The 24,772-nt window shown below is 41.7% G+C and carries 25 protein-coding genes; all 25 read left to right on the top strand.

Going from position 1 to position 24,772, the window contains the following annotated elements:
* The 25 genes from AU377_RS12300 to AU377_RS12420 all read left to right on the top strand — a co-directional run bounded on the left by AU377_RS12300 (position 1) and on the right by AU377_RS12420 (position 24,765).
* Positions 1–1,539, top strand: coding sequence for an acyl-CoA carboxylase subunit beta (locus tag AU377_RS12300; protein WP_067408266.1), 1,539 nt, complete (start codon positions 1–3; stop codon positions 1,537–1,539).
* 67 nt (positions 1,540–1,606) lie between these two features.
* On the top strand, positions 1,607–2,509 hold the full coding sequence (locus tag AU377_RS12305) for a ketopantoate reductase family protein (RefSeq protein ID WP_067408060.1): 903 nt from the start codon (positions 1,607–1,609) through the stop codon (positions 2,507–2,509).
* The gene (locus AU377_RS12310) at positions 2,506–2,895 is read left to right on the top strand and encodes a DUF3397 family protein (RefSeq protein WP_067408061.1); all 390 of its coding nucleotides are present in this window, start codon (positions 2,506–2,508) and stop codon (positions 2,893–2,895) included. The genes AU377_RS12305 and AU377_RS12310 overlap by 4 nt, the downstream gene beginning before the upstream one ends.
* A gap of 90 nt (positions 2,896–2,985) precedes the next feature.
* Positions 2,986–4,605: a bacillithiol biosynthesis cysteine-adding enzyme BshC gene (gene bshC, locus AU377_RS12315; protein ID WP_067408062.1), complete on the top strand. Its 1,620-nt coding sequence runs from the start codon at positions 2,986–2,988 to the stop codon at positions 4,603–4,605.
* A 195-nt stretch (positions 4,606–4,800) separates the two neighbouring features.
* Entirely contained in the window at positions 4,801–5,232 is a 432-nt protein-coding gene (gene mraZ, locus AU377_RS12320; protein WP_067408063.1) for a division/cell wall cluster transcriptional repressor MraZ, read from the top strand.
* A gap of 104 nt (positions 5,233–5,336) precedes the next feature.
* A complete protein-coding gene (gene rsmH, locus AU377_RS12325) occupies positions 5,337–6,269 on the top strand; it encodes a 16S rRNA (cytosine(1402)-N(4))-methyltransferase RsmH (RefSeq protein ID WP_067408064.1) in 933 nt (310 codons plus the stop codon).
* Between the two features lie 14 nt (positions 6,270–6,283).
* A complete protein-coding gene (gene ftsL, locus AU377_RS12330; protein WP_067408065.1) occupies positions 6,284–6,658 on the top strand; it encodes a cell division protein FtsL in 375 nt (124 codons plus the stop codon).
* 80 nt (positions 6,659–6,738) lie between these two features.
* Entirely contained in the window at positions 6,739–8,859 is a 2,121-nt protein-coding gene (locus AU377_RS12335) for a penicillin-binding protein (RefSeq protein WP_253724482.1), read from the top strand.
* 60 nt (positions 8,860–8,919) lie between these two features.
* The gene (locus AU377_RS12340) at positions 8,920–10,833 is read left to right on the top strand and encodes a penicillin-binding transpeptidase domain-containing protein (RefSeq protein ID WP_067408067.1); all 1,914 of its coding nucleotides are present in this window, start codon (positions 8,920–8,922) and stop codon (positions 10,831–10,833) included.
* Positions 10,834–10,983: 150 nt separating this feature from the next.
* Positions 10,984–11,955 (top strand): phospho-N-acetylmuramoyl-pentapeptide-transferase, encoded by a 972-nt coding sequence (gene mraY / locus AU377_RS12345; protein ID WP_067408068.1) that lies wholly within the window; start codon positions 10,984–10,986, stop codon positions 11,953–11,955.
* Positions 11,956–13,305, top strand: coding sequence for a UDP-N-acetylmuramoyl-L-alanine--D-glutamate ligase (gene murD, locus AU377_RS12350; protein WP_067408069.1), 1,350 nt, complete (start codon positions 11,956–11,958; stop codon positions 13,303–13,305).
* A 35-nt stretch (positions 13,306–13,340) separates the two neighbouring features.
* Complete coding sequence (ftsW, locus tag AU377_RS12355) at positions 13,341–14,432, top strand: putative lipid II flippase FtsW (RefSeq protein WP_067408070.1); 1,092 nt, start codon at positions 13,341–13,343, stop codon at positions 14,430–14,432.
* Between the two features lie 14 nt (positions 14,433–14,446).
* Positions 14,447–15,259: a cell division protein FtsQ/DivIB gene (locus AU377_RS12360; protein WP_067408071.1), complete on the top strand. Its 813-nt coding sequence runs from the start codon at positions 14,447–14,449 to the stop codon at positions 15,257–15,259.
* A complete protein-coding gene (locus AU377_RS12365) occupies positions 15,243–15,953 on the top strand; it encodes a DUF881 domain-containing protein (RefSeq protein WP_156450441.1) in 711 nt (236 codons plus the stop codon). Before AU377_RS12360 ends, AU377_RS12365 begins: the two co-directional genes overlap by 17 nt.
* A gap of 31 nt (positions 15,954–15,984) precedes the next feature.
* Positions 15,985–16,704: a DUF881 domain-containing protein gene (locus AU377_RS12370; protein WP_067408072.1), complete on the top strand. Its 720-nt coding sequence runs from the start codon at positions 15,985–15,987 to the stop codon at positions 16,702–16,704.
* A gap of 2 nt (positions 16,705–16,706) precedes the next feature.
* Positions 16,707–17,078 (top strand): small basic family protein, encoded by a 372-nt coding sequence (locus AU377_RS12375; RefSeq protein ID WP_067408073.1) that lies wholly within the window; start codon positions 16,707–16,709, stop codon positions 17,076–17,078.
* Positions 17,079–17,172: 94 nt separating this feature from the next.
* Positions 17,173–18,459: a cell division protein FtsA gene (gene ftsA, locus AU377_RS12380; RefSeq protein WP_067408074.1), complete on the top strand. Its 1,287-nt coding sequence runs from the start codon at positions 17,173–17,175 to the stop codon at positions 18,457–18,459.
* Between the two features lie 42 nt (positions 18,460–18,501).
* Positions 18,502–19,683, top strand: coding sequence for a cell division protein FtsZ (gene ftsZ / locus AU377_RS12385; RefSeq protein ID WP_067408075.1), 1,182 nt, complete (start codon positions 18,502–18,504; stop codon positions 19,681–19,683).
* Between the two features lie 113 nt (positions 19,684–19,796).
* Positions 19,797–20,531 (top strand): hypothetical protein, encoded by a 735-nt coding sequence (locus AU377_RS15560; protein ID WP_156450442.1) that lies wholly within the window; start codon positions 19,797–19,799, stop codon positions 20,529–20,531.
* Between the two features lie 212 nt (positions 20,532–20,743).
* Entirely contained in the window at positions 20,744–21,598 is an 855-nt protein-coding gene (locus AU377_RS12395) for a sigma-E processing peptidase SpoIIGA (protein ID WP_067408077.1), read from the top strand.
* 60 nt (positions 21,599–21,658) lie between these two features.
* Positions 21,659–22,369 (top strand): RNA polymerase sporulation sigma factor SigE, encoded by a 711-nt coding sequence (gene sigE / locus AU377_RS12400; RefSeq protein ID WP_082732044.1) that lies wholly within the window; start codon positions 21,659–21,661, stop codon positions 22,367–22,369.
* 95 nt (positions 22,370–22,464) lie between these two features.
* Positions 22,465–23,247 carry an RNA polymerase sporulation sigma factor SigG gene (sigG, locus tag AU377_RS12405; RefSeq protein ID WP_067408078.1) on the top strand — a complete coding sequence of 261 codons (783 nt, stop codon included), beginning with the start codon at positions 22,465–22,467 and terminating at the stop codon, positions 23,245–23,247.
* Between the two features lie 78 nt (positions 23,248–23,325).
* Entirely contained in the window at positions 23,326–23,559 is a 234-nt protein-coding gene (locus AU377_RS12410) for a PRC-barrel domain-containing protein (RefSeq protein WP_067408079.1), read from the top strand.
* A gap of 76 nt (positions 23,560–23,635) precedes the next feature.
* A complete protein-coding gene (locus tag AU377_RS12415) occupies positions 23,636–24,328 on the top strand; it encodes a YggS family pyridoxal phosphate-dependent enzyme (protein ID WP_067408080.1) in 693 nt (230 codons plus the stop codon).
* Positions 24,325–24,765 (top strand): cell division protein SepF, encoded by a 441-nt coding sequence (locus AU377_RS12420; RefSeq protein ID WP_067408081.1) that lies wholly within the window; start codon positions 24,325–24,327, stop codon positions 24,763–24,765. The genes AU377_RS12415 and AU377_RS12420 overlap by 4 nt, the downstream gene beginning before the upstream one ends.
* Positions 24,766–24,772: the final 7 nt, after the last annotated feature.

Here is a 24,772-nt window from a genome sequence, read left to right on the forward strand (position 1 = left end):
ATGGGTGTGACAAACTATAATGAAAAACTAGACAAGAAATTGTCCAATATATTTGCTGGCGGACACTCAAAATACCATGAAAAGTTAAAAGAGCAAAAAAAGTTATTTGTAAGAGATCGTTTGAAGTTGCTATTTGATGAAGGAGAATATACAGAAGACGGCCGATTTGCGAATTGTGAAGCTGAAGATTTACCAGCGGATGGCGTCGTGACGGCTATGGGGAAAGTGAATGGCCAAACAGTCTGTGTGATGGCGAATGATTCAACGGTCAAAGCAGGGTCTTGGGGGGCGCGTACCGTTGAAAAAATTATTCGTATTCAAGAAATTGCGGAGAAACAACGTGTGCCAATGCTCTACCTAGTCGATTCAGCAGGTGCGCGCATAACTGACCAATTGGATATGTTTCCGAACCGCAGGGGGGCGGGGAGAATTTTTCATAACCAGGTGAAGCTTTCAGGATTGATCCCGCAGATTTGTTTACTTTTTGGCCCGTCTGCGGCGGGTGGTGCCTATATCCCGGCGTTTTGCGATATCGTCATCATGGTCGAGGGGAACGCCTCCATGTATTTAGGTTCACCGCGGATGGCGGAAAAAGTAATTGGCGAAAAAGTAACGCTTGAGGAAATGGGCGGTGCGCGGATGCATTGTTCAGTAAGTGGCTGCGGAGATGTGCTAGCAGAAAGCGAGGAGCAGGCAATCATAGAGGCGCGACGCTACTTAAGTTATTTCCCGGCCAACTATACGGAAAAACCGCAAATAACTGAAACGCTCCCGGCAAAAGCGGGAAGAAGTTTGGAAGCGATTATTCCTGAAAATCAAAATGCTCCATTTGATATGTACGAAGCAATTGACGGACTGATTGATGAAGGCAGTTTTTTTGAAATCAAAAAACTTTTTGCGTCTGAAGTAATTACGGGATTGGCTCGGATTGAAGGACAGTCCGTTGGAATCATTGCCAATCAGCCGAAGGTAAAAGGTGGAGTGCTTTTCGTTGACTCTGCTGATAAAATGACAAAGTTTATCAATTTATGTGATGCCTTTTCTATCCCGCTTTTATTCCTTGCAGATGTGCCAGGATTTATGATTGGTACGAAAGTGGAACGGGCTGGAATTATACGCCATGGGGCAAAGCTCATTATGGCGATGAGTTCTGCTACTGTCCCAAAGATTTCAGTCATTGTAAGAAAAGCATATGGAGCAGGACTATATGCGATGGCAGGCCCGGCATTTGAGCCGGATGTATGCATTGCCCTGCCGACCGCACAAATTGCTGTTATGGGACCGGAAGCTGCAGTCAACGCAGTCTATTCCAATAAAATTGAAGCGATTGAAGATCCGAAAGAACGAATTGCCTTTGTGCAGGAAAAACATCGAGAGTATAAAGAGGAAATCGATATTTATAAGTTGGCTTCGGAGCTTATTATCGATGAAATTGTAAAACCTTCCGACTTAAGAAAAGTTCTTGCTGATCGAATTCGTCTCTATTCAACAAAAGAAGTTCCATTACCACCAAGAAAACATCCTGTCTATCCTGTATAATGAAAGAAAAAAGGCCGCCTTATTTAAGAGGGAGGCCTTTTCCATTAGGAGGAAGGATGGATCTGGGATGGACATTGTTATTGCGGGGGCGGGATCGATTGGGCTATTGGTAGGGTCCTATTTATCTGAAGCGGGCTTTCACGTGACTTTTTATGTCCGCAGGGAAGAGCAGGCGAGGCTTATTCGAGAAAATGGAGTATGCCGTGTGAACCAGGATCATTCAGAAACTATTGTTCCGGCAGACGCATCTACAGAACTGTCAAAACTGCCCGCCTCGGCATTATGGATCGTTGCTGTGAAATATGCCCACCTGCAAAGCTTGCTAAAATCAATGGGAAAAGTAAATAACAAGAATCCCATATTATTTTTGCAAAACGGTATTGGTCATGTGCCCTTAATACGAGAAACTGGGTTGTGTCATGTTGCGTTTGCGACTGTTGAACATGGTGCAAAAAGGATGAATGATTGGACAGTTTCCCATAATGGTGTTGGAATGATTGCAATAGCTGCTGAAAAAGGAAATGATCAGTTATTCACTCTTATTGGACAAGCGGCGTCAGCCCAGTTTCCGATACTCTTTAAAGAAAACGCAGAGCGGATCTTAATGCGTAAAGTATTGATCAATTGTATGATCAATCCATTGACAGCCATTTTGGGTGTTGAAAATGGCGACCTGATCGAAAATCCATACTGCTTAACCCTTTTCCAAAACTTATACGAAGAGCTAATAGGTGCGTTTCCTAAAATGGCATCAGACCTTTCCTATGAGGATGTCGTGGCGGTTTGTCGCAACACGGCAAGAAACCAATCTTCGATGTTAGTTGATCGATTGGCAGGGCGCCAAATGGAAATTGACACAATCGTGTCTGCCGTCATTGAAAGGGCAAATGATCAAGGAAAGCAGCTGCCGATTTTGCAGACATTTGAACAAATGCTGTATGCGATCAATCAGAAAGGGGAGAGTTTATGAATTCGGTCATCTCAATTATTTTGGGAACGCTGATTTTCTTCCCGTTTTTGGTGACAGTTCTATTTTTACTCATTATGAGAAAGAGAGGAAAGGCGCCGGCTGTGGTAATAGGTCAAGCTGCGGATTTGACGACGCCTTTTTTATTTTTAGCTGTATATATTGCAGTTTGGCTCATTTTCGATGAAGGGGTTGGCATTTATATCATCATGATTGCGATTGTGATCGCAATTATGATGATCATCTTAGAAAGGATTCGAAAGAAAGAATTTCATCTATTCCGACTGCTAAAAAGGGCATGGCGGTTATATTTTCTTATTTTATGCGCTGCTTACAGCATGCTTTTGTTAGTTGGAATCGTATTGAAAGTAATGGAATATGTTACTTGATTAGCTTGAGGATGAGCTTTTGCTTTTCAAACACTCCGGGTGAAGTGTTATACTCGTGTCATACTTTAAGGGGCAAAGGGGCAGGGAATAATGGAATTGGAAACATTGGCATTACAAGAAAAAAACGAAGTAATGCTATCTTATAACAATGATCAACAATTTCTACAAAAATTTTTCGATTATCCTTATTCTGACGATTCTTATGTGAATAGGTTGCAGGAGCTCGAAAAACGTACAATTCAAAGACAGCAGCTTGCCGAAACGATCCAACGTTTTATGACGCCATTTGGCATTTCGACACATGCACAGCGGCATATCGATGAACTGGCGGATAACGGCGTTGTCGTTATTGGCGGTCAACAGGCTGGTGTTTTAACAGGTCCTATGTATTCCGTACATAAGGCTATTACGGTCATCCTCCTTGCTAGAAAACAGCGAATAGAGTTAGGTGTACCAGTAATACCGGTGTTCTGGGTTGCTGGGGAAGATCATGATTTGAATGAGATTAACCACGTTTACACAGAAACAAATGGCAGGGCCGTTAAAAATCAATATTATGAGAGATATGTTATGAAGCTGACTGCATCAGATACCGTGTATGATCAAGTACAAATGGCTTCTTTTGTGAAAAGCATATTTGGCAATTTTGGAGAAACAGCTCATACAAAAAACTTATTACATGAAGTGTTAGATGCGGTTGAGCAAGAGAAGACTTTTACAAACTTTTTTGTGCGATTAATGAATCATTTGTTCCAGTCGGAAGGTTTACTATTGATTGACGCTAATTTTAAACCGCTGCGTTTACTTGAAAGTAATTATTTTTGTCGATTGATCAATGAGGCAGAACCGATTGCTACCCTGATTGCGAAGAAAGAAGAACAGTTTGTGCAAGAGGGATTTAACGCGCCGATCCAATCAGCAGAAAACGCTGCTCACTTATTTTATATACATGAAACGGGCCGAGTGTTATTAACGAGAGAGCAGGGAGACTTTGTTAATGAAAGCGCCGGGATCCGATTTACGAGAGAAGAGTTGTTGCAAATAGCTGAACGAAAGCCATGGCTATTAAGCAATAATGTGGCGACAAGGCCGCTTATGCAAGAAATGGTATTTCCTGTGTTAGCGTTTGTCGGGGGGCCTGGAGAAATTGCTTATTGGGCAATATTAAAAGATGCCTTCCATCATTTAGATATGAAAATGCCGATCATTGCACCTAGAATATCCATGACGCTTGTTACACCGCAAGTGAAGCATGTGCTGACTGAAAAATCGTTAACGGTGGAGGATGTTCTTTTAGGGAAAATAAAAGATGAACGTGAAAAGCTAATTGGGGAGTTAAGAAATGATCAATTAGACCAGCTTGTTGATGAAACAGAACAGCTTTTAATCGAACAATATGAAAAACTCCAGCAGCTTGTTAAGCAGCAGAAAATGCTTTTGACTACCGAGCTTTTGCAGAAAAACGTCGCCGTTCATAAAAATCAGCTGAATTATTTAAGAGACAAAGCGGAAGAAGCGACGTTATTAAAGTACGATCCTGTTTTTCGTACATATAATTTGTTAGAAGGCGAATTGAATCCAAATGGCTCGCTGCAAGAGCGCATATATACGCCTTACGCTTACTTAAATGACTACGGTCCCGAATTGATCAAAGATTTGTTGGGGCTGCCTTTTGAAATGGATGGAACACATAAAGTTGTTTATTTATGAGCAACGTCTAAAGATAAAACACTTATGCAAATGTATTTCTATTTGCATAAGTGTTTTTTCATTTTTTAATCGAATAATCTCAATGAAACAAGTACTATTTACACAATTTTAAACGATATTCATAAAATGATCGGAAATGGGTGGAGGAATGTGGGGGGATGTGGTACATTAATTTCATATAGTGGGGTGAAGAGTATGTTCATGGGTGAATATCAGCATACTGTTGATACAAAAGGTCGCCTAATTGTCCCCTCGAAATTTCGGGAACATCTAGGAGATGGCTTTGTTTTGACCCGTGGATTGGACAACTGTCTCTTCGGCTATCCGATGGAAGAATGGAAGCGACTAGAGGAAAAATTGAAGGCGTTACCTGTTACGAAAAAAGATGCCCGTGCTTTTACACGGTTTTTCTTCTCCGGAGCGACTGAAGTTGAACTGGATAAACAAGGTCGGATCAATATTCCATCTTCACTCTTACACTATGCGAAAGTAGAAAAAGATTGTGTCATTCTTGGCGTTTCCGGACGGATCGAAATATGGTCCAAAGCCCTTTGGGAGGACTACTATCAGGAGTCCGAGCAATCATTTAATGAGATCGCAGAAAACATCATTGATTTCGATTTTTAAAGCTTTACAAGAAGGTAAAGCGATTTCAAACGCAGGAATGAAGTTTGTCATTTGACACACAATAACACCAAGGTGAATCAGATTTTTGAAAGTGGGCGGTTTAATTGTTCAACCATACAACTGTATTGCTTCATGAAGCTGTCGAAGGCTTAAACATTAAAAACGACGGTATTTACGTTGATTGTACGCTCGGTGGGGCGGGTCATAGTAAAGAAATTGTGGAGCAACTGTCACCAGAAGGCCGACTGATCTGTTTTGACCAAGATTTAACGGCGATTGAAGTGGCAAAAGAACGATTAAAAGACCATTTGTCTAAAGTGACATTTGTCCACTCGAATTTTAGGCATTTAAAATCTGAGTTGGCAAAGCTTGGGGTATCTTCAGTCGATGGGGTTCTTTATGATTTGGGTGTCTCTTCTCCGCAATTAGATACGCCGGAGCGCGGGTTTAGTTACAACCATGATGCGCCGCTTGATATGCGCATGAATACAGAAGCGTCTTTGACTGCTTACGAAGTAGTCAATCATTGGTCATATGAAGATTTGGTTCGTATATTCTTTCGCTATGGGGAAGAAAAATTCTCTAAAAGTATTGCGCGGAAAATAGAGCAAGCAAGAGAACAACAACCAATTGAAACGACTGGAGAGCTTGTGGAATTAATCAAGGCAGGCATTCCAGCTGCAGCAAGACGTACAGGCGGACATCCTGCAAAGAGAGTATTTCAAGCGATTCGCATTGCAGTGAATGACGAGCTAGGAGCAGCCGAAGATTCCATTTCAGATGCAATTACTTTGCTCAATCCAGGCGGAAGAATGAGTGTAATTACTTTCCATTCTTTGGAGGACCGGCTTTGTAAAACGATTTTTAAAGAAGCATCTTCATACCCCGAACTTCCACCAAATTTACCTGTCATTCCAGAAGGCATGGAACCGATTTTAAAGTTGATCACAAGAAAGCCGATCACACCAGGTGAAACAGAGATAGAAAATAATAAACGGGCGCGATCCGCGAAGTTAAGAATTGCCGAAAGAAAATAAAGGAGGTAAAGGAGATGGCATTAGAACAGAGACAATTTCAGACGGCATATGTTCCAGAAGTTGAACAGCAAGCAATACCCAGTAAACAAACACATACTCGTCCTAAAAAGAGAAAATTGTTTTCAGTCGGTGAGAAGTTCCTATTTATGCTTTTTTCGGCGGCATTAGTCCTTTTCTCAACGATGATCTTACATACGCAAGCACAAATTAATGAAACAAACAGGGAAGTACAAATGATTACTAAAGATATAAACGAAGTGAAAAAACAGAATATGGAATTGTCCATCCAAGTGAGCGAAAAATCCACATATGAACGTATATGGGAAAAAGCAAAAGAACTCGGCTTGAATCTGAACGAAAATAACGTGAAGGTTGTGCCTGGACGATGAAAAAGAAGTTTCGATTTCAATGGGGAGCCTTCCTGATGTTTTTGCTGTTTGGAGGGCTCTTTTTTCTGTTGTTAGGGAGAATGTTGTTTATTCAAGTCACTGGACAGGCGGAAGGGCGGGTGATGGCTGCACTTGCTGAGGCAAAATATGCGAGAGAATCGGTATTGACAGCAGATCGAGGGACAATTGTCGATCGAAATGGCGAGTTAATTGCATCCGATACATTAAGCTATCGTCTTGTGGCGGTATTAAGTGAGAGCGCAAGTAAAGGCGCCAAAAAGCCTCATCATGTCCAAGACTTTGAAAAAACTGCCGAAGTACTGTCCAATTATATTCCAATGGAGAAAGAAGAAATTTTATCCCGATTAAAATCTTTTAAAGAAGCTGACAGATGGCAAGTTGAGTTTGGGAAAGCCGGACGGGATATTAACCATGAATCAGCTTTAAAATTGAGGGACGAAAAACTTCCTGGCATTCTGTTAATAGAAGATAAGAAGCGATTCTATCCAAATGGGATATTTGCGTCGTATTTAGTAGGATTTACGACGAGAGAAGAACAGAAGGATGGCATCGTTTCAACGGTCGGCAGAATGGGGCTTGAGGCGATCTATAATGACGAATTGACAGGGCAGGATGGCAAAGTCGAATTTGAGTCTGACGGTTGGGGTGTTATTTTATCCAAGTCAGAAAAAGCGATTGTTCCAGCCAAAGACGGTTACGATATTCAATTAACGATCGATAAAACGATACAGAACTTTGTCGAAGAAGCGATGACCCGTGTCGAAAAAGAGTATTCGCCGAAGAAAATGCTCGTCATTGTGGCAAATCCGAAAACAGGGGAAATTTTAGCAGTGAGTCAACGTCCATCTTTTCATCCCGGCACACGTGAAGGACTTACGGATAACTGGTTGAATGAAGCACTTGAAACGACAATTGAACCTGGTTCAACGCTGAAAATGTTTACTGTTGCAGCAGCTGTTGAAGAGAAAAAATGGGATTCTAATGCGTGGTATCAATCAGGCCAATATAAGGCGCCTGGTGCCACCATTCGGGACGTGAATAGAACAGGGTGGGGGACGATTACGTATTTGGAAGGTTTTCAGCGTTCCTCTAACGTTTCGATGGCGTATTTACTAGAAAGAATGGGTCACGGAACATTTATTGACTATATTGGCCGATTTGGATTCGGGGAAAAGACCGGAATTAATTTGCCGAATGAGGCGAGCGGGAAAATTCTTGATACCCGCCCGATTGAAAGGATTACAACGGCATATGGTCAAGGTTCTACGGTGACACCGATTCAAATGGTGCAAGCTGCTTCTGCCATTGCCAATAATGGTGTGATGATGAAACCATATGTGATTGATAAAATTATAGATCCAAATACTGGGAAAGTTATTCAGCAAGAAAAGCCCGAGGCACATGGGACGCCGATTTCCGCGGAAACGGCAAAAATGGTTAGGGAGCTTCTTGCGTCAACAGTCACTTCTGAAAAAGGAACCGCCCGCAGATTTGCATTAAATGGCTATTCAGTTGGTGGAAAGACTGGAACCGCCGAAATCCCTAAGCCAAATGGGGGCGGGTATTTATCGGGGACCGGAAATTATTTATATTCATTCCTTGGAATGGCACCAGCCGATGATCCTCAGCTCATTACGTATGCGATTGTTCAACAACCGAAGCTGAATTATGGCCAATCTGGATCTGAGTCGGTTTCCAAACTATTCAATCCCATTATGGAAAGCAGTTTAAAATATTTAAACATTGTCCCTGATGGTGAAGGAGCGGTTGATACTGCTGTCATCGAAGATTATACTAGTAAAGATTCGGATGATGTCATGGCAAAGTTGCAGAAAGACGGATTCAACCCAATTCTGATTGGTGAAGGCGGAAAGATCATAAGTCAATATCCGTCGGGAAATACGAAACTTACAGTTGGCTCCCTCATTTTATTAAAAACAGATGGAATGACAACTTTACCGGATTTCACAGGATGGTCCAAGAAGATGATACGCTCTTTTAAACATTTATCTGGACTCGAATTACGATTGAATGGTGATGGTTTCGTCACAAGCCAAAGCGTTTCTAAAGGAGCGTTGCTAGACTTCCATGAGCCAGTTGTCATACAACTGCAAGTGCCTTCCGAATTGTATTCGCCGAAAGAAGAAAATACCGAAGCTGAGAGCATAGTTGGCGGTTGAACGAATAGCTATACACTGCGTTTCATAAATTGGTAGAAAAAAGAAGAGGGTGTATTTGTACTGCGCTCATACATCAATCTGCAATCTAAAAAAAGATTGCGGGCAGTGTTTGTTATTTTTGTTCTACTCATCTTGGCGGTTATCGGTAAATTATTTCACGCCCAAATCATTCGGCATGAGTTATATAAAGGCCGTGCTGAAGCGAATTGGGACAGGGAAATACCATTCGGCGGCATCCGTGGTGATATTGTCGATCGTAATGATAATTTAGTAGTTGGCAATCGATTAGCCCCTACGCTCTATTTTATGCCATCGCAAAATAAGGATATTAAAAGTGCGGCTCGGTCGCTTGCAGAAGTTCTAGGTATTAAAGCTTCCGAGTTAGAAGAAAAGATGTCCAAAAAAGCATATATGGTTAAATTGGCGCCTGAAGGGAAAAATATTACGAAAGAACAAGCGGATCGGGTTGCCCAACTCAAAATAGACGGTTTGTACACAGGTGTAGATTTTGTCAGGCATTACCCAAAGGGCGAATTGCTCTCCAGATTATTAGGGTTTACTGGCTATGACGGGCAAGGACTTGCAGGTATTGAATTTGCTTATGATGAAATACTTCAAGGAACAGGCGACAAAATCCGTTTATATACGGATGCAAAAGGAATTCCACTGCCACATGTCGATGACAGCTTTCACACCGGGAAAAACGGTGCTTCTGTTAAATTAACGATCGATGTTCGGATGCAAGAAATTGTAGAGCGTGAATTGCTTCAAGCGATGGAAAAGTACGATGCTACGCAAGCATTAGCAATTATTATGGATCCTAGGACCGGAGAGTTGCTGTCGCTTGCGTCTGCTCCAACCTATCATCCTACAGATTATAAAAAAGTGGATTCGAGCATTTATAATCGGAATTTACCGGTTTGGATGACCTTTGAACCCGGTTCTACATTTAAAATTGTAACGTTAGCTGCGAGCTTGGAAGAAAAGCTTGTCGATTTGAAAAATGAGCGTTTTTATGATCCGGGCTATGTAATGGTTGAAAATGCAAGATTGCGCTGCTGGAAAAGAGAAGGTCATAAAGATCAAACTTTCACGGAGGTCGTTGAAAATTCTTGCAACCCTGGCTTTGTTGAAATGGGTCAACGATTAGGCAAGGATAAGCTAAATCAGTACATACGTGATTTTGGCTTTGGGGAGACGACCGGTTCCGGAATTGCTGGTGAGGCGAAAGGAATTCTTTTTAATGAAAAAAATTTTGGTCCCGTCGAACAAGCGACAACAGCATTTGGTCAAGGAATTTCGGTGACACCGATTCAACAAGTGCAGGCAGTCGCAGCAGCGATCAACGGCGGTCATCTTTACCGCCCTTACATTGTAAAAGAGCTGTTAAATGATAAAGGAGAGACAATTCAAACTTTTGAACCCGATGAAAAAAGACGGGTTATTGGGGAGGAAGCCTCCAAGCAAGTGCGAGAAGCATTGGAATCAGTCGTTGCCAATGGATCAGGCCGAAATGCTTTTGTCGATGGACTGCGTGTCGGAGGCAAAACTGGGACTGCACAAAAAGTAGTAGATGGTGCCTATAAAGATGGTGATTACATTGTATCATTTATCGGATTTGCTCCGGCGGATGATCCACAGCTGCTCGTCTATGTTGCGGTAGACAGTCCAAAAAATTCTATGCAATTTGGAGGCGTCATTGCAGCACCAATCGTCGGACGGATTATAGAAGAAGTTGCCCCGTTAGCAGGCATTTCTAAACGGCAAGGACAAATTGAAAAAGAATATAGATGGGGAGATGTAGAGACCCATCGGGTGCCTGATTTGACGGGTATGACGAAAGGAAAAATTGGAAAGCAGTTGTACACATACCGCATCGAATGGCATGGTTCTGGCGAACAGGTAAAATATCAGTTGCCTGCGCCCGATTCATTGATTAGTATTGATGATGTTATTCACGTCTATACCGAGTAGATGGGGATTATAATATTGAAATGCACTAGTTTTAACTTGATTCTGTAATTGCACGTATTTTGAGATGTACATTTCAAAGTATAGGCGCAAGGACGCGGAGGAGTTATTGAAAATGATTGGTGCTGTTAAAAGGTAGAAGGAGAAAAAATTATGACACTCGTCACGACATTGATGGCTATTGCCGTCGCGTTTATTGTTTCAGCGGTTTTGGGTCTTGTCATTATCCCAACGCTGAGAAGGATGAAATTTGGGCAAAGTATCCGTGAAGAAGGACCGCAAGCCCATATGAAAAAAGCAGGAACACCAACAATGGGGGGGCTCATTTTTCTTGGCTCAATCATTGTGACAACGATTACGTTTTCGTACATATATGATGTACTTACGACGCAAACGATTGTTTTACTAATTGTACTCGTTGGATTTGGGATTATTGGATTTTTGGATGATTTTATCATCGTTGTACTCAAGCGAAATTTGGGTCTTACATCTCTACAAAAGTTAATTGGGCAAATTATTGTAGCGATTGCCGCATTTTTCTTGTTAAAACTTGGACCATTTGAAACAACTGTGCACATTCCATTTACGGAATATACAATTGAGCTAGGTGTCTTTTACGTTGCCTTTCTTATTTTTTGGCTCGTTGGATTTTCAAATGCCGTCAACTTATCGGATGGTCTGGATGGGCTTGTTGCAGGTACATCCTCAATTGCTTTTGCCGCATTTGGAGTGCACTCACTCATCTATGGTCAGTATGACATCGCAATGTTTGCATTTGTTGTGACGGGTGCAATGCTAGGATTTTTGGTCTTTAATGTGAAACCTGCAAAAGTATTTATGGGGGATACGGGCTCGCTAGCACTTGGCGGTGCTTTGGCAATGCTGTCTGTACTGATCAAACAAGAATTTCTTTTGCTCGTCATCGGAATTGTATACGTTGTTGAGACACTATCAGTGATTATTCAAGTCATTAGTTTTAAAACAACAGGGAAACGGATTTTCAAGATGAGTCCAATTCACCATCATTTTGAGCTTTCAGGATGGTCGGAATGGAAAATCGTCATTGTGTTTTGGGGCATTGCATTTTTGGCAGCAATCCTACCTATTCTTCTGGAGGTGATGTAATTGAAAAATGTATACCAATTTAAAGGTTTAAACATTCTCGTTCTCGGCCTAGCAAAAAGTGGTTTTGCAGCAGCAAAATTGCTGCACGCTTTAGGGGCGAACGTAACAGTCAATGATGCATCACCTGAAGAAGGGAATAAAGAGGCAGCTGAACTCGGGGAGAAGGGTGTTCACGTGATTTGTGGAGGACACCCTTCCAACCTTTTGGAACAAGGCTTTGATCTGATTGTGAAAAACCCAGGAATTCCGTATCATAATCCAGTACTTGTAGACGCCGTGCGGAAAAACATACCGATTTGGACTGAAATTGAGCTTACCTATAAAATTAGCGAAGCGCCAATTATTGCGATTACGGGTTCAAATGGTAAAACAACTACGACGACATTACTTTATCACATGTTGAATATCGGGAAGAAAAAGCCATTGATTGCCGGAAATATCGGTAAAGTTTCTTGTGCTGTAGCTAAAAAAGCGACGAGTGAAAATACGATTGTGCTTGAAGCCTCCTCGTTCCAATTGATGGGGACAGAGCAGTTTAAACCTAAAATTGCCATATGGACGAATTTGTATGAAGCGCATCTTGACTATCATGGAACAGTAGAAGATTATGCGGCAGCGAAGTCAAAAGTTGCTGCCAATCAAACTGAAACAGATTATTTAATATACAATGCGGATCAGCCAAAATTGACTTCTTACGTCGATGCTATGGCAGCTAGAAAAATACCATTCTCTTTAAAAGGCAGAAGAGAAGAGGGGATCTCGGCAGATGAAACACAAATCTATTGGAATGGAAGTCCATTCATTAGCAGATCGATCATTAAACTGCCTGGCGACCATAACTTAGAAAATATTTTGGCGGCAACCGCAGCTGCTATTTTACTAGGCTGTGACCATGAGGCAATTGAAAATGTACTAAGCTCTTTTACAGGTGTTCGGCATCGCATGCAGTTCGTAAAGGAATTGATGGGAAGAAAGTTTTACAATGATTCCAAAGCAACAAATACACTTGCAACCAAAAGCGCTCTTGCCGCGTTTAATAGACCTACAATCTTAATTGCGGGCGGTTTGGATCGGGGTCAGTCATTTGAGGAGTTACGTCCTTACATGAACAATGTGAAAGTGGTTGTGGCGCTTGGAGAAACAGCAGATCAGTTCGCTGAATTTGCTTCTTCATGCGGAATTTCAACTGTTTTACAAGTAGAAAGTATGCAAGATGCTGTGAGAAAAGCATATTCATTGACGGCGGAAGGAGATATTGTTTTACTTTCACCAGCTTGTGCGAGTTGGGATCAATATCCGAATTTTGAAGCCCGTGGTGATGAATTTATCAATGCAGTAATGGCATTGTAAGACATCGAATCAGGTACTAGCAAACTTGCGAAAGGATGCGGTCACTGGAAAGGAAGTTAAAGGCTGCCTTTATTGGATCGGCCATTATGTTGTCGTTCATTGGATTAGTTTTTGTGCATTCGGCGGGATCTTATTGGGGAGCAGTTCACTATGCTGACTCGTCTCCGTTTATCGTCAAACAAGGAATTTATATGGTGGTGTCTGTGGGAATTGCTTTACTGATGATGAAAAGCCCTTTGACATCTAATCCGAAGATTTGGACAGTCGTTTACTATGTTACGATTTTAATGCTAGTTGCTGTACTTATTCCAGGCATCGGGGCAGTTCGAAATGGGTCGCAAAGTTGGATTGCATTTGGCCCGTTTAGCATTCAGCCGGCAGAATTTGTGAAAGTTGCACTCATTGGAAAACTAGCATCCAGCTTCAATCGTTCACGTAAGAAAAGTGTTTTTCAGCTAAGTCATTTTGGATACATCCTTTTACCGGCGGCACTGATCATGTTACAGCCTGACTTGGGGTCGGCTGTGATTATGATTGTTTCTGCGTTCGTCATTTTATTTATAGCAGGCTATCCTTTAAAGTTTTTCTTGTTTCTTGGTGCATCCGGAGTCGGAGCATTTATAGCGCTTATTGCTTCCGCTCCGTACCGTTTGGATCGTATTAAATCATACGTTGACCCATGGAGTGATCCGCTCGGAAAGGGCTTTCAGGGTATTCAATCGTTATTTGCGATTGCGCCGGGAGGGCTATTCGGGCATGGTTACGGCAATAGTCGCCAAAAGTATTTATATTTACCCGAACCGCAAAATGATTTTATCTTTTCGATCATTGCAGAAGAAACAGGATTTATCGGTGCGACATTTATATTATTTGTTTTTATTGTTTTGATGGTTGCAACTTTTGGAATCGCGATCCGTATGAAGGGTAGAAGTGAATTTTATATGGTCGCTGGTATGGGATCGATGATTATCTTTCAAACGGTTTTAAATGTTGGCGTTGTATCCGGGCTTTTACCTGTTACAGGTGTTACGTTACCGTTTATCAGTTATGGAGGATCATCGTTGCTCACAACTTGGATCGCAGTTGGAACTATTTTACATTACACAACTGATCAAAAATGGAGATGACAGGAGGGGGAATTATGAGCAAGGTCATTGATATCGAAGAGCGAATTCCATCCATGCGGGAAAAACGCCGCAGGAAAACAAATAAAAAATTTATACTAACGCTGACTGTGTTCGTACTTGCTCTCCTTGTCGTTTTGTATCTTCAATCTCCATTGAGTAAAGTTGAAAAAATTCAAGTGAACGGCGGCATGTTGCATGATGCAGATTTTTATGTGAAAGAAAGTGAAATCCTCATTGGAAAATCGCTTTGGAGCGTTCGTACAGGCGACGTGGAAAAAAAGCTGGAGAAACTGAAAGGTGTTCAACATGCGGAGGTCTCACGAAAATGGTATCGCGATATTGAAATTACGATTACGGAGTGGCCGACCATAGCCTATGTCGAAGAAGAAGGGCAATACCGTTTAGTGGTGGAAAATGGAGAGTTATTTCCGCATGCGGAGACGTTTCCCGGGGTAGAAGCACCGATTCTCAACAATTTTCTACAAAAAGATGAGATGATGGGAATGATCAAGCAACTTGTGCAGTTGGACAAGTCTATTTACCATTTATTGTCGGAAATTGTTTACGTCGATCGGGAAGGCGGTGCTGACCGTGTAATTGCGTATATGGACGATGGATATGAAGTTCATGCAATTATTTCGACATTTGCAGAAAAAATGGCTTACTATCCAGAAATGATTGCCCAGTTGGACGACTTAGAAAAAGGGGTTATCGACATTGAGGTAGGGACTTACTTCATCCCTTACAGAAATTACTATGGCGGCGAAAATGAGACGGAGGTTGAAGCTGAAGAAGGTGAGATGGTTGACGATGGGGAAGCAGAATAGGAAAAAAGGAAGGAACATTCTTTTTTCTATTGTTTTTCTCGTTCTTGGTTTCATTCTTGCATTTTCGTATCGTACATTAGGGAAAAATAATGATGTCGTTGATCTCGAATCGGGTACCTTTCTTCACGAACAACAGTATCGTGAGGAATTGATCGGTCAACAAGAAAGAAATAAAGAACTATCGGATGAAATTGCAAGTAAACAGAATGAAATTCGAGAATATGAACAAAGTTTTTCCACGCAGGAGAAAGACCATGAAGTTCTCGTTGAGGAAGCAAAAGATCTGCGATTGTTATTAGGAGCCATTCCTGCAGTAGGGCAAGGGGTCAAAGTGACGCTTCGCGATGCGGAATATGATCCTATAGAACAAAATCCAAATGATTATATTGTTCATGAAAGCCATGTTCTTCGCGTCATTAATGAGCTGCGTATTGCGGGAGCCCAAGGACTTGCAATAAATGGACAACGAATTACATCCTATTCATCCATCAAGTGTACAGGACCCGTTATTACGGTAGATGGCAGAACATTTCCCGCACCATTTGTTATTGAGGCAGTTGGGGATATGGAAGTTCTCTCAGCGGCGCTTCATTTAAAGGGCGGGGTTATTGATAGTCTTTTAAGAGATCATATTGTTGTAACGACAGAACTGTTAAAAGAAATTCGATTATCAGCCATGCGGAATGAAGGCTAATGCTAATCATTGATTGAAAGGAGATTGGACGGTGAAGAAAATAATACATTGGCGATTTACGCTCATTTTACTAATCGTCGGATTTATGATTGCCGTCCAATACAATTCGATGAAAAATCCGGAGAAGCGGGACACGAGAGACATCTGGGCGATCCGTCAGGAACTTGCATCGGAACAAAAGCTTCATTCCGAATTGCTATCGGAGATTCGTGAACTAGATAAGACATTACGTACATATAACACTTTGAATGATGAAAATACGGGCCGGGCATTATTGGAAACCGTTGAAAAACTTCACCGACAAGCTGGAATGACCGCTATAGAAGGAGCGGGGATTGTCATTGAAGTAAAGCCATCGGCAGAAAGTATAGCACTTGGTTTACCAATTATGGGCATTTCACCGGATTTATTGACACGCTTTGTCAATGAGATCAATCGTTTTAAAGGCATTACTTTGGAAATCGATGGTAAACGATTTACGACTTTAAGTGCTATTCGCGATATAAATGGGGTAACGACAGTAAACGGATTGAATGTTTCAACACCACCATTTATGATGAAGGTTATTTCACCGACGCTTGCAGATAGCGAAAAGTTATATAATTATTTGCTTGGCTCTTCGTTACATGACGATTTCTATTTGGATGATCTTATTTTTGACATTGGACAACCATCTATGGATATTCAAATAAACGGTTGGTCGGAAAACTTTACAAATGAGTTTCTACATGAATTGCCGAAAGGAGAATGACGATGTGGTTACCTTTGCTCGGTCTTGTACTTGGGATTTCGCTCGGTCTTTTATCCGATATTCAAATCCCGCAGGCATACGGCAATTATTTGTCAATTGCTGTACTTGCTGCTCTCGACACCCTTTTCGGTGGAATTCGTGCACACTTGCAGCAAGTTTACGATGATAAGGTGTTCGTATCGGGATTCTTCTTTAATATCGCTTTAGCGGCCGCCCTAGCGTTTTTAGGGGTACATTTAGGTGTCGATTTATATCTGGCGGCAGTATTTGCTTTTGGGGTCAGATTATTCCAGAATATAGCTGTGATTAGAAGGATTATACTAGTAAAATGGTCTGATCGAAACAAGGTTTCTAATACAAATGTTCCCGATTGAAAGGAATTCAATAGAATATGTTGAAATTATTTAGACAATGTCGCTGTAATACAATAGAATGGGATTTAGGAGTTGCTTTGGGAGGTGCCAATTAGTGAGCCAATCAGAATTATATGTATCACTTGATATAGGTTCTTCATCGATCAAAGTATTGATTGGTGAAGTGGAAGGAAAAACGCTGCATGTAATTGGCGTTGGAAATGTACAATCAGAAGGTGTCCGAAAAGGAACGATTATAGACATAGACGCTACCGTCCAATCGATTCGAAAAGCGGTCGATCAAGCCGAGAGAATGATTGGCATGCAAATTCGGGAAGTGATTCTTGGGATTCCGGCAACGGGCGTCGTTTTGCAAGATGTAAAAGGCGTTGTTGCAGTCAACTCTGAAAATCGTGAGATTACAGACGATGACTTGGATCGCGTTATGAAATCTGCACAAGTCATGTCGGTTCCGCCTGAGCGTGAAATTGTAAACATTATTCCAAAACAATTCATAGTAGACGATTATGATGAAATTAAAGATCCTAGAGGAATGATTGGGGTTCGTCTAGAAATGGACGGTACGTTAATCACAACATCGAAAACGCTTGTTCATAATATTTTGCGTTGTGTTGAGAGAGCGGGGCTCGATATTCGTGAAATTTACTTGCAACCATTAGCAGCAGGTACATTTGCTTTAACGGATGACGAGAAAAACCATGGAACTGCCTATATTGACATTGGCGGCGGTTCAACAACGATTACGATTTTTGGTGAAAATCGGCTAATGGCCACAGCAGTAGTGCCTGTGGGAGGAGATCATATCTCTAAAGATTTATCAATCGTTTTAAAAACACCTACAGAACAGGCAAGAAAAATTAAACACCAATATGGACATGCCTTTTATGATGATGCTTCTGATGATGAACTATTTGAAGTGCCAGTCGTTGGGGTTGATACAAAAGATCAATATAGTCAACGATATATATCCGAAATCATTGGCGTCCGATTGGAAGAATTATTCGAACTTGTCCTAGAGGAATTATATCGCATGGGTATCCGTGATTTGCCTGGAGGAATTGTATTAACAGGTGGAATTACAAAGATTGACGGGATTCTTCAACTGGCTAGACATGTGCTGAAAACGAGAGTGAGACTTCATTCTCCAGAATACATCGGTGTGCGTGAACCAATGTATACAACTGCGGTTGGTCTCATCCGCTATGCGCACATGCAAGATGAATATTTTGGCTATTCATCAGATGCGCCTACGGTTACACCGATTGAAGAAACAGTTCCTTCTTCATCAAAAGATATGAAAAAGCCGAAAGAACGAAAACCTGAAAAAAAACCTGGTATTATTAACTGGGCTAAAAATACATTCAATAACTTTTTTGAATAGAACAGCAGAAGATGGACCTGAAATGGATTAGGAGGAGAGAAGATGCTGGAATTTGATACGAATATCGATTCGTTGGCAGTGATCAAAGTAATCGGTGTCGGCGGTGGAGGAAATAATGCAGTTAATAGAATGATTGAACATGGAGTACAAGGCGTAGAATTTATTGCTGTAAATACAGATGCACAAGCACTAAATCTATCGAGTGCAGAGGTTAAACTGCAAATTGGTGCGAAACTAACGCGTGGACTAGGTGCAGGTGCTAATCCTGAGATAGGTAAAAAGGCAGCAGAAGAAAGTAAAGAGCAAATTGAAGAAGCACTTCGCGGTGCCGATATGGTTTTTGTAACTGCTGGAATGGGCGGCGGTACTGGTACAGGTGCTGCACCAGTGATCGCACAAATTGCAAAGGAACTGGGCGCATTGACAGTTGGTGTTGTCACAAGACCATTCACATTTGAAGGTCGCAAGCGTTCAACGCAAGCAATTGGCGGGATTACGGCAATGAAAGAGTCTGTCGACACATTAATTGTCATTCCGAACGACAAGCTTCTTGAAATTGTTGACAAAAATACACCAATGCTTGAAGCATTCCGTGAAGCGGATAACGTTCTTCGTCAAGGGGTTCAAGGTATCTCAGACTTGATCGCGGTGCCAGGACTCATTAACCTGGACTTTGCGGACGTTAAAACGATTATGTCTAACAAAGGCTCGGCGCTTATGGGGATCGGGATGTCAACAGGAGAAAACCGAGCAGCCGAAGCTGCGAAAAAAGCAATTTCAAGTCCATTGCTCGAAACGTCAATCGACGGAGCAAAAGGTGTCTTGATGAATATTACAGGCGGTTCAAACTTAAGTCTTTTCGAAGTGCAGGAAGCAGCGGACATTGTCGCTTCCGCATCTGACGAAGATGTAAATATGATCTTCGGATCTGTTATCAATGACAATTTGAAAGATGAAATCATTGTAACAGTTATTGCGACTGGGTTTACGGAAGAACAGCTGACAGCTTCTAGACCCGGCAGAAACGCTGGATTTGGTGCAGCACGTCCACAACCGCCGGCGCGCGAACAGCAGCCAGCACAGCAACAAGCACCAATACGCGCTCGTCGTACCGAAGAGGCACCAGAATATGCTCAGGAAGCGCCACGCCAGCAGCAAGGAGGCCATCAGGAAGACGGCCTGGATATTCCAACATTTTTACGCAACAGACAGCGCAGACGCTAAGTAAATTGAAATAAAAGCTTCTCGAATATGCTAGCGCATGATTCGGGAAGCTTTTTTTGCGTTTTTTGGCATAGTGGGAGATTAGGTTTTCGGTCAACTTTGATGCGTGTCCAATGAATCCCGGTAAGTGTCCAACAGTTTCTTTTACTTGCTATTGTGTTCACACTGCTTCGCTTTTGTTCGCAAAAGCCGTTCTTCGTTACGGCAAAATCTTGTGCTCGCAACGCTTCGCTTTTGTTCGCAAAAGCCGTTCTTCGTTACGGCAAAATCTTTGTGCTCACAACGCTTTGCTTTTGTTCGCAAAAGCCGTTCTTCGTTACGGCAAAATCTTTGTGCTCACAACGCTTTGCTTTTGTTCGCAAAAGCCGTTCTTCGTTACGGCAAAATCTTTGTGCTCACACCGCTTTGCTTTTGTTCGCAAAAGCCGTTCTTCGTTACGGCAAAATCTTTGTGCTCACAACGCTTTGCTTTTGTTCGCAAAAGCCGTTCTTCGTTACGGCAAAATCTTTGTGCTCACAACGCTTTGCTTTTGTTCGCAAAAGCCGTTCTTCGTTACGGCAAAATCTTTGTGCTCACACCGCTTTGCTTTTGTTCGCAAAAGCCGTTCTTCGTTACGGCAAAATCTTTGTGCTCACAACGCTTTGCTTTTGTTCGCAAAAGCCGTTCTTCGTTACGGCAAAATCTTTGTGCTCACAACGCTTTGCTTTTGTTCGCAAAAGCCGTTCTTCGTTACGGCAAAATCTTGTGCTCGCAACGCTTCGCTTTTGTTCGCAAAAGCCGTTCTTCGTGACGGCAAAATCTTGTGCTCACACCGCTTCGCTTTTGTTCGCAAAAGCCGTTCTTCGTGACGGCAAAATCTTGTGCTCGCAACGCTTCGCTTTTGTTCGCAAATGCCGTTCTTCGTGACGGCAAAATCTTGTGCTCGCAACGCTTCGCTTTTGTTCGCAAATGCCGTTCTTCGTGACGGCATTTCCTGTCGAATGTTTTTTTCGAAGTTGCCCTTGTTTTGACAAACATTTCAAAACAAACATGCTATCTTTGTTTCCAAGGAGGTTGAGCCATGTATGCAGAACTCATTATAGGGATCAACATGTTGTTCAATTATGCAATCCTTTCATTTGCCAACAAAGTGGGAAATGTCCAAGCTCCGCGAAGCCGATTAATCGTTGCTGCTCTCTTGGGCAGTATACCCGTCACGATCTTTCAATCTTCAATCATTGTCCTGATCCTCTCGTTTTTTGGCATGACGTTATGCGCTTTTGGAAAAGCATTTGAGCCTTGGAGAAAGTCGGCTACGATGGTCATCATCGGTGCTGTTTTTGCCGGGGGACTTTTAACAGTTTTCCAATTTCGTGTCCAAACTTTCAATAGCGCAGTCACCATTCTGACGTACGCGATCATCGCGTATCTTTCTCTTCACTACATGAAAAAGAAATGGCTGGATGTACGTATTACACAGCAATTGTCTTCACTTCACTCATCATCTATTCTCCGTGTTTGGGGCTCGAATGTACAAGTGAATGTCTTTGTGGATTCGGGCAACAGTTGTACTGAACCGCTTTCTGGAGCACCTGTTCATTTTGTATCCCTAAAGGCAGTCGAAAAATCTATACCAGAAAATTTACGAAAGCCTCTACTGAACTGGACGCCAAAAGGAGCCGCTTCACTTTCAGATTTCCCAGAAGAATACCAAAAAAATATGCGGCTAATTCGTTTAGTGACCGTACAAGGAAAGTCTTGGGCGATTGGGTTTAAGTATGAACAATGGACACTCGAACATGGTATTGTTTTGCGACCTGGTTATATTGTGCTAACGGAAAACGATCGTCGTTATCCAGACGGTGCAGAAGCAATCCTTCACGTTTCCGCGATTGAGTCTATGACCGGATTCGGTAAAAATCCATTACCTCAATAAAAGATCAAGATCATTCCAATGAGTCCCTATGCACAGTATTACAAGAAAGGGGTAGTTTTCATGATTCAAAAAATGAAAAACTTATTCGCATTCATTGCAAGTTTCTTTAAAAAGAGAAGTGGTACATACTATATCGGAGGTCATGAATCGCTTCCGAAACCACTCACTCGTGAAGAAGAAACGGAAGCCATTCGTGCTTTCATGGAAGGTGACTTAAATGCACGAGACACATTAATTGAAAAAAATTTACGGCTCGTCGTTTATATTGCCCGCCGCTTCGATAATACGAACACGCATATTGAAGACTTGATTAGTATCGGTACAATTGGACTTATTAAAGCAATTGAAACTTTTAAAGTGGATAAAAACATTAAACTGGCGACGTATGCATCTCGATGTATTGAAAATGAAATTTTAATGCACCTTCGGAAAACAAATCGAACAAAATCCGAAATATCATTTGATGAACCACTTAACTCAGACGCGGATGGAAATGAATTACTTCTTTCTGATATTTTAGGAACAGACGAACATATTATCATTGATGATGTTGAAAAGAAAATTGAAAGACAGCATATGATCGAAGCCATCACGCTATTGGATGAACGTGAGCGATATATTATGGAATGCCGATTCGGTTTGACCGGGCAGATTGAAATGACGCAAAAAGAAGTAGCGGAATTACTGGGCATTTCTCAATCTTATATTTCCCGTCTTGAAAAGAAAATTATTATGGATTTAAGAGAGCGTTTAAACCAGCCGATTCATTGATTGGTTGAAATTGGACATTTTAAAAACCGCATATTCTGCCAAGCTGCGGACAGACTATAGTTCACAGTCATCTACAGAATGCGGAGGAAAAGCGAATGGTACGTACAAGAGTTGAAATTTGTGGAATCGATACGTCCGAATTGCCATTACTCACGAACGAAGTGATGAAAGAAACTTTTAAAAGGTTGCAAAGCGGCGATCAGTCAGCAAGGGAAGAACTCGTATTTGGCAATTTGCGACTTGTCTTAAGCCTTGTTCAAAGATTTGCCTATCGGGGCGAACAGGCAGATGATCTATTTCAAGTAGGCTGTATTGGCCTGCTAAAGTCAATTGATAACTTTGATTTGAAACATAATGTCAGATTTTCAACTTATGCTGTTCCAATGATTATTGGAGAAATTAAAAGGCATTTGAGAGATCATCATTCTGTCCGTGTTTCAAGGTCATTGCGCGATATCGCATACAAAGCGATTCGAGCGAAAGAAGAATTTATTAACAAGCACCAAAGAGAACCCAAAATGTCCGACTTGGCTGAACTAACGGACATACCTGCGGAAGATATTCTTTTCGCACTCGATGCTATCCAAGATCCGATGTCGCTTCATGAGCCGATTAACGGAGAAGGCGGGGATCCGGTCTTTATGATGGATCAGCTTCAAGACAGCACCGTGTCTGAAGATCGCTGGTTAACGTATGTTTCGGTAAAAGAAACGGTATCAGAGATGGATGAGCGGCAACAATCAATACTTGCTAAGCGCTTTTATCTAGGTCAGACGCAAACAGAAATTGCAAAAGAAATGGGTATATCTCAAGCGCAAATCTCAAGACTTGAAAAAAGTGCAATTCAGACGATTCGAGAAGGAATGGAACAAAAATAAGTGATTTTTTAACGCAGTGTCTTGGTACACTGCGTTTTTTCTGTCGGTTGCGCATATATTCTTTTAGGAGGGATGTTTATGAGGTTTTCAGATATTCAAAAAAAAGAAGTAATCGACGCAAAAAAAGGATCTTTTATGGGGTTTATCCAAGATGCGACAATTGACATTTCAACAGGTAAGGTTAAAGCCTTACATATTGGGGGCGGGGAAGGAGGAAGTTTATTTTCAAAAGATCGGCAAGAGAAAAAGGTGCCATTAGGGAATGTTACAACGATTGGTAAGGATATTATCCTCGTTGACAAGGAAAGTTAAAAAGCTACTTTTTATTGATATACAGCCCTTTCGTTGGTACAATGGAAGGAACGATTAATGAAAAGTAGTGATGAATATGTCGAATATTGAGCAACGTCTACAACAAATCGAGCAAAACATACAAAATGCATGTGAACGATCAGGCCGGACTAGATCGGATATTACAGTCATTGCCGTAACGAAAGAAGTTTCCACTGAAAGAGCCATCGAAGTTATGAATGCTGGCATCTTGGACTTAGGAGAAAATCGTACGGAAGGACTGCTCGCGAAGCAGGAATCGATTCAAAAAGATGCGAAGTGGCATTTTATTGGTAATGTGCAAAGTAGAAAAGTTCGTGATTTGGTCAATACTATCCATTGCCTGCACTCATTAGATCGTATGAGCCTTGCAAAAGAAATTCAAAAGCGGGCAGATCAGCCTATCGATTGCTTTGTACAAGTAAATGTATCTGGGGAAGAAACAAAATCAGGTGTAAACCCGGAAGAGCTTGAACGCTTCATTGAAGAAATTGCAGCTTACGATAAAATTCACGTTATCGGATTAATGACGATGGCACCATTTACAGATGATATGGAGTATATTCGCACGCTCTTCCGTCAGATGAAAGAATTACGTGACAAAATTTCAGTAAAACAATGGGAACATGCACCGTGTACACAATTGTCAATGGGAATGTCGAATGACTATGAAATTGCAATCGAAGAGGGCGCAACCCACGTACGAATTGGCACCGCTCTTGTCGGTAAAGAAAGCGGGGAAACTACATGAGCCTAAAAGGTAAATTCGAAAAATGGTTCTATTTAGATGACACTGAAGAAGAAATTGTAGAAAAACCGATAAGAGAAGAGAAGCGGCACATTCAACCGAAAAAACAGCCGATTCGTAAGCAACCGATCGGTGAAGGTGTGCCGCAAGGAAATGTTGTCAGTTTGCAAAGCCTCCAAAAATCTTCTAAGGTTGTCCTAGCTGAACCGCGTGTTTACTCGGAAGCACAAGACATTTCGGAGCATTTAAAAAATAAACGTGCAGTTGTCGTCAATTTACAACGAATTGAACGAGATCAAGGGATTCGTATCGTTGATTTTTTAAGTGGTACAGTTTATGCACTTGGTGGAGATATCCAGCGCATTGGAACGGATATTTTTCTTTGCGTGCCTGAAAATGTCGAAGTGGCCGGATCGATTTCGGATTACTTTGAGCGATAAGAATAGA

It is taken from the genome of Sporosarcina sp. HYO08, from assembly GCF_001563475.1.
Classification (GTDB): domain Bacteria; phylum Bacillota; class Bacilli; order Bacillales_A; family Planococcaceae; genus Sporosarcina.

Excerpts from the sequence above, each read along its gene's own strand:
- ftsZ (WP_067408075.1), top strand. The coding sequence starts at position 18,502 with ATGCTGGAATTTGATACGAATATCGATTCGTTGGCAGTGATCAAAGTA.
- AU377_RS12335 (WP_253724482.1), top strand. The coding sequence starts at position 6,739 with ATGTTGTTTATTCAAGTCACTGGACAGGCGGAAGGGCGGGTGATGGCT.
- AU377_RS12415 (WP_067408080.1), top strand. The coding sequence starts at position 23,636 with ATGTCGAATATTGAGCAACGTCTACAACAAATCGAGCAAAACATACAA.
- AU377_RS15560 (WP_156450442.1), top strand. The coding sequence starts at position 19,797 with ATGAATCCCGGTAAGTGTCCAACAGTTTCTTTTACTTGCTATTGTGTT.
- mraY (WP_067408068.1), top strand. The coding sequence starts at position 10,984 with ATGACACTCGTCACGACATTGATGGCTATTGCCGTCGCGTTTATTGTT.
- ftsW (WP_067408070.1), top strand. The coding sequence starts at position 13,341 with ATGCGGTCACTGGAAAGGAAGTTAAAGGCTGCCTTTATTGGATCGGCC.
- bshC (WP_067408062.1), top strand. The coding sequence starts at position 2,986 with ATGGAATTGGAAACATTGGCATTACAAGAAAAAAACGAAGTAATGCTA.
- sigG (WP_067408078.1), top strand. The coding sequence starts at position 22,465 with ATGGTACGTACAAGAGTTGAAATTTGTGGAATCGATACGTCCGAATTG.
- AU377_RS12365 (WP_156450441.1), top strand. The coding sequence starts at position 15,243 with ATGGGGAAGCAGAATAGGAAAAAAGGAAGGAACATTCTTTTTTCTATT.
- mraZ (WP_067408063.1), top strand. The coding sequence starts at position 4,801 with ATGTTCATGGGTGAATATCAGCATACTGTTGATACAAAAGGTCGCCTA.
- ftsL (WP_067408065.1), top strand. The coding sequence starts at position 6,284 with ATGGCATTAGAACAGAGACAATTTCAGACGGCATATGTTCCAGAAGTT.
- AU377_RS12410 (WP_067408079.1), top strand. The coding sequence starts at position 23,326 with ATGAGGTTTTCAGATATTCAAAAAAAAGAAGTAATCGACGCAAAAAAA.
- AU377_RS12300 (WP_067408266.1), top strand. The coding sequence starts at position 1 with ATGGGTGTGACAAACTATAATGAAAAACTAGACAAGAAATTGTCCAAT.
- AU377_RS12360 (WP_067408071.1), top strand. The coding sequence starts at position 14,447 with ATGAGCAAGGTCATTGATATCGAAGAGCGAATTCCATCCATGCGGGAA.
- AU377_RS12310 (WP_067408061.1), top strand. The coding sequence starts at position 2,506 with ATGAATTCGGTCATCTCAATTATTTTGGGAACGCTGATTTTCTTCCCG.
- AU377_RS12305 (WP_067408060.1), top strand. The coding sequence starts at position 1,607 with ATGGACATTGTTATTGCGGGGGCGGGATCGATTGGGCTATTGGTAGGG.
- AU377_RS12395 (WP_067408077.1), top strand. The coding sequence starts at position 20,744 with ATGTATGCAGAACTCATTATAGGGATCAACATGTTGTTCAATTATGCA.
- AU377_RS12420 (WP_067408081.1), top strand. The coding sequence starts at position 24,325 with ATGAGCCTAAAAGGTAAATTCGAAAAATGGTTCTATTTAGATGACACT.
- AU377_RS12375 (WP_067408073.1), top strand. The coding sequence starts at position 16,707 with ATGTGGTTACCTTTGCTCGGTCTTGTACTTGGGATTTCGCTCGGTCTT.
- sigE (WP_082732044.1), top strand. The coding sequence starts at position 21,659 with ATGATTCAAAAAATGAAAAACTTATTCGCATTCATTGCAAGTTTCTTT.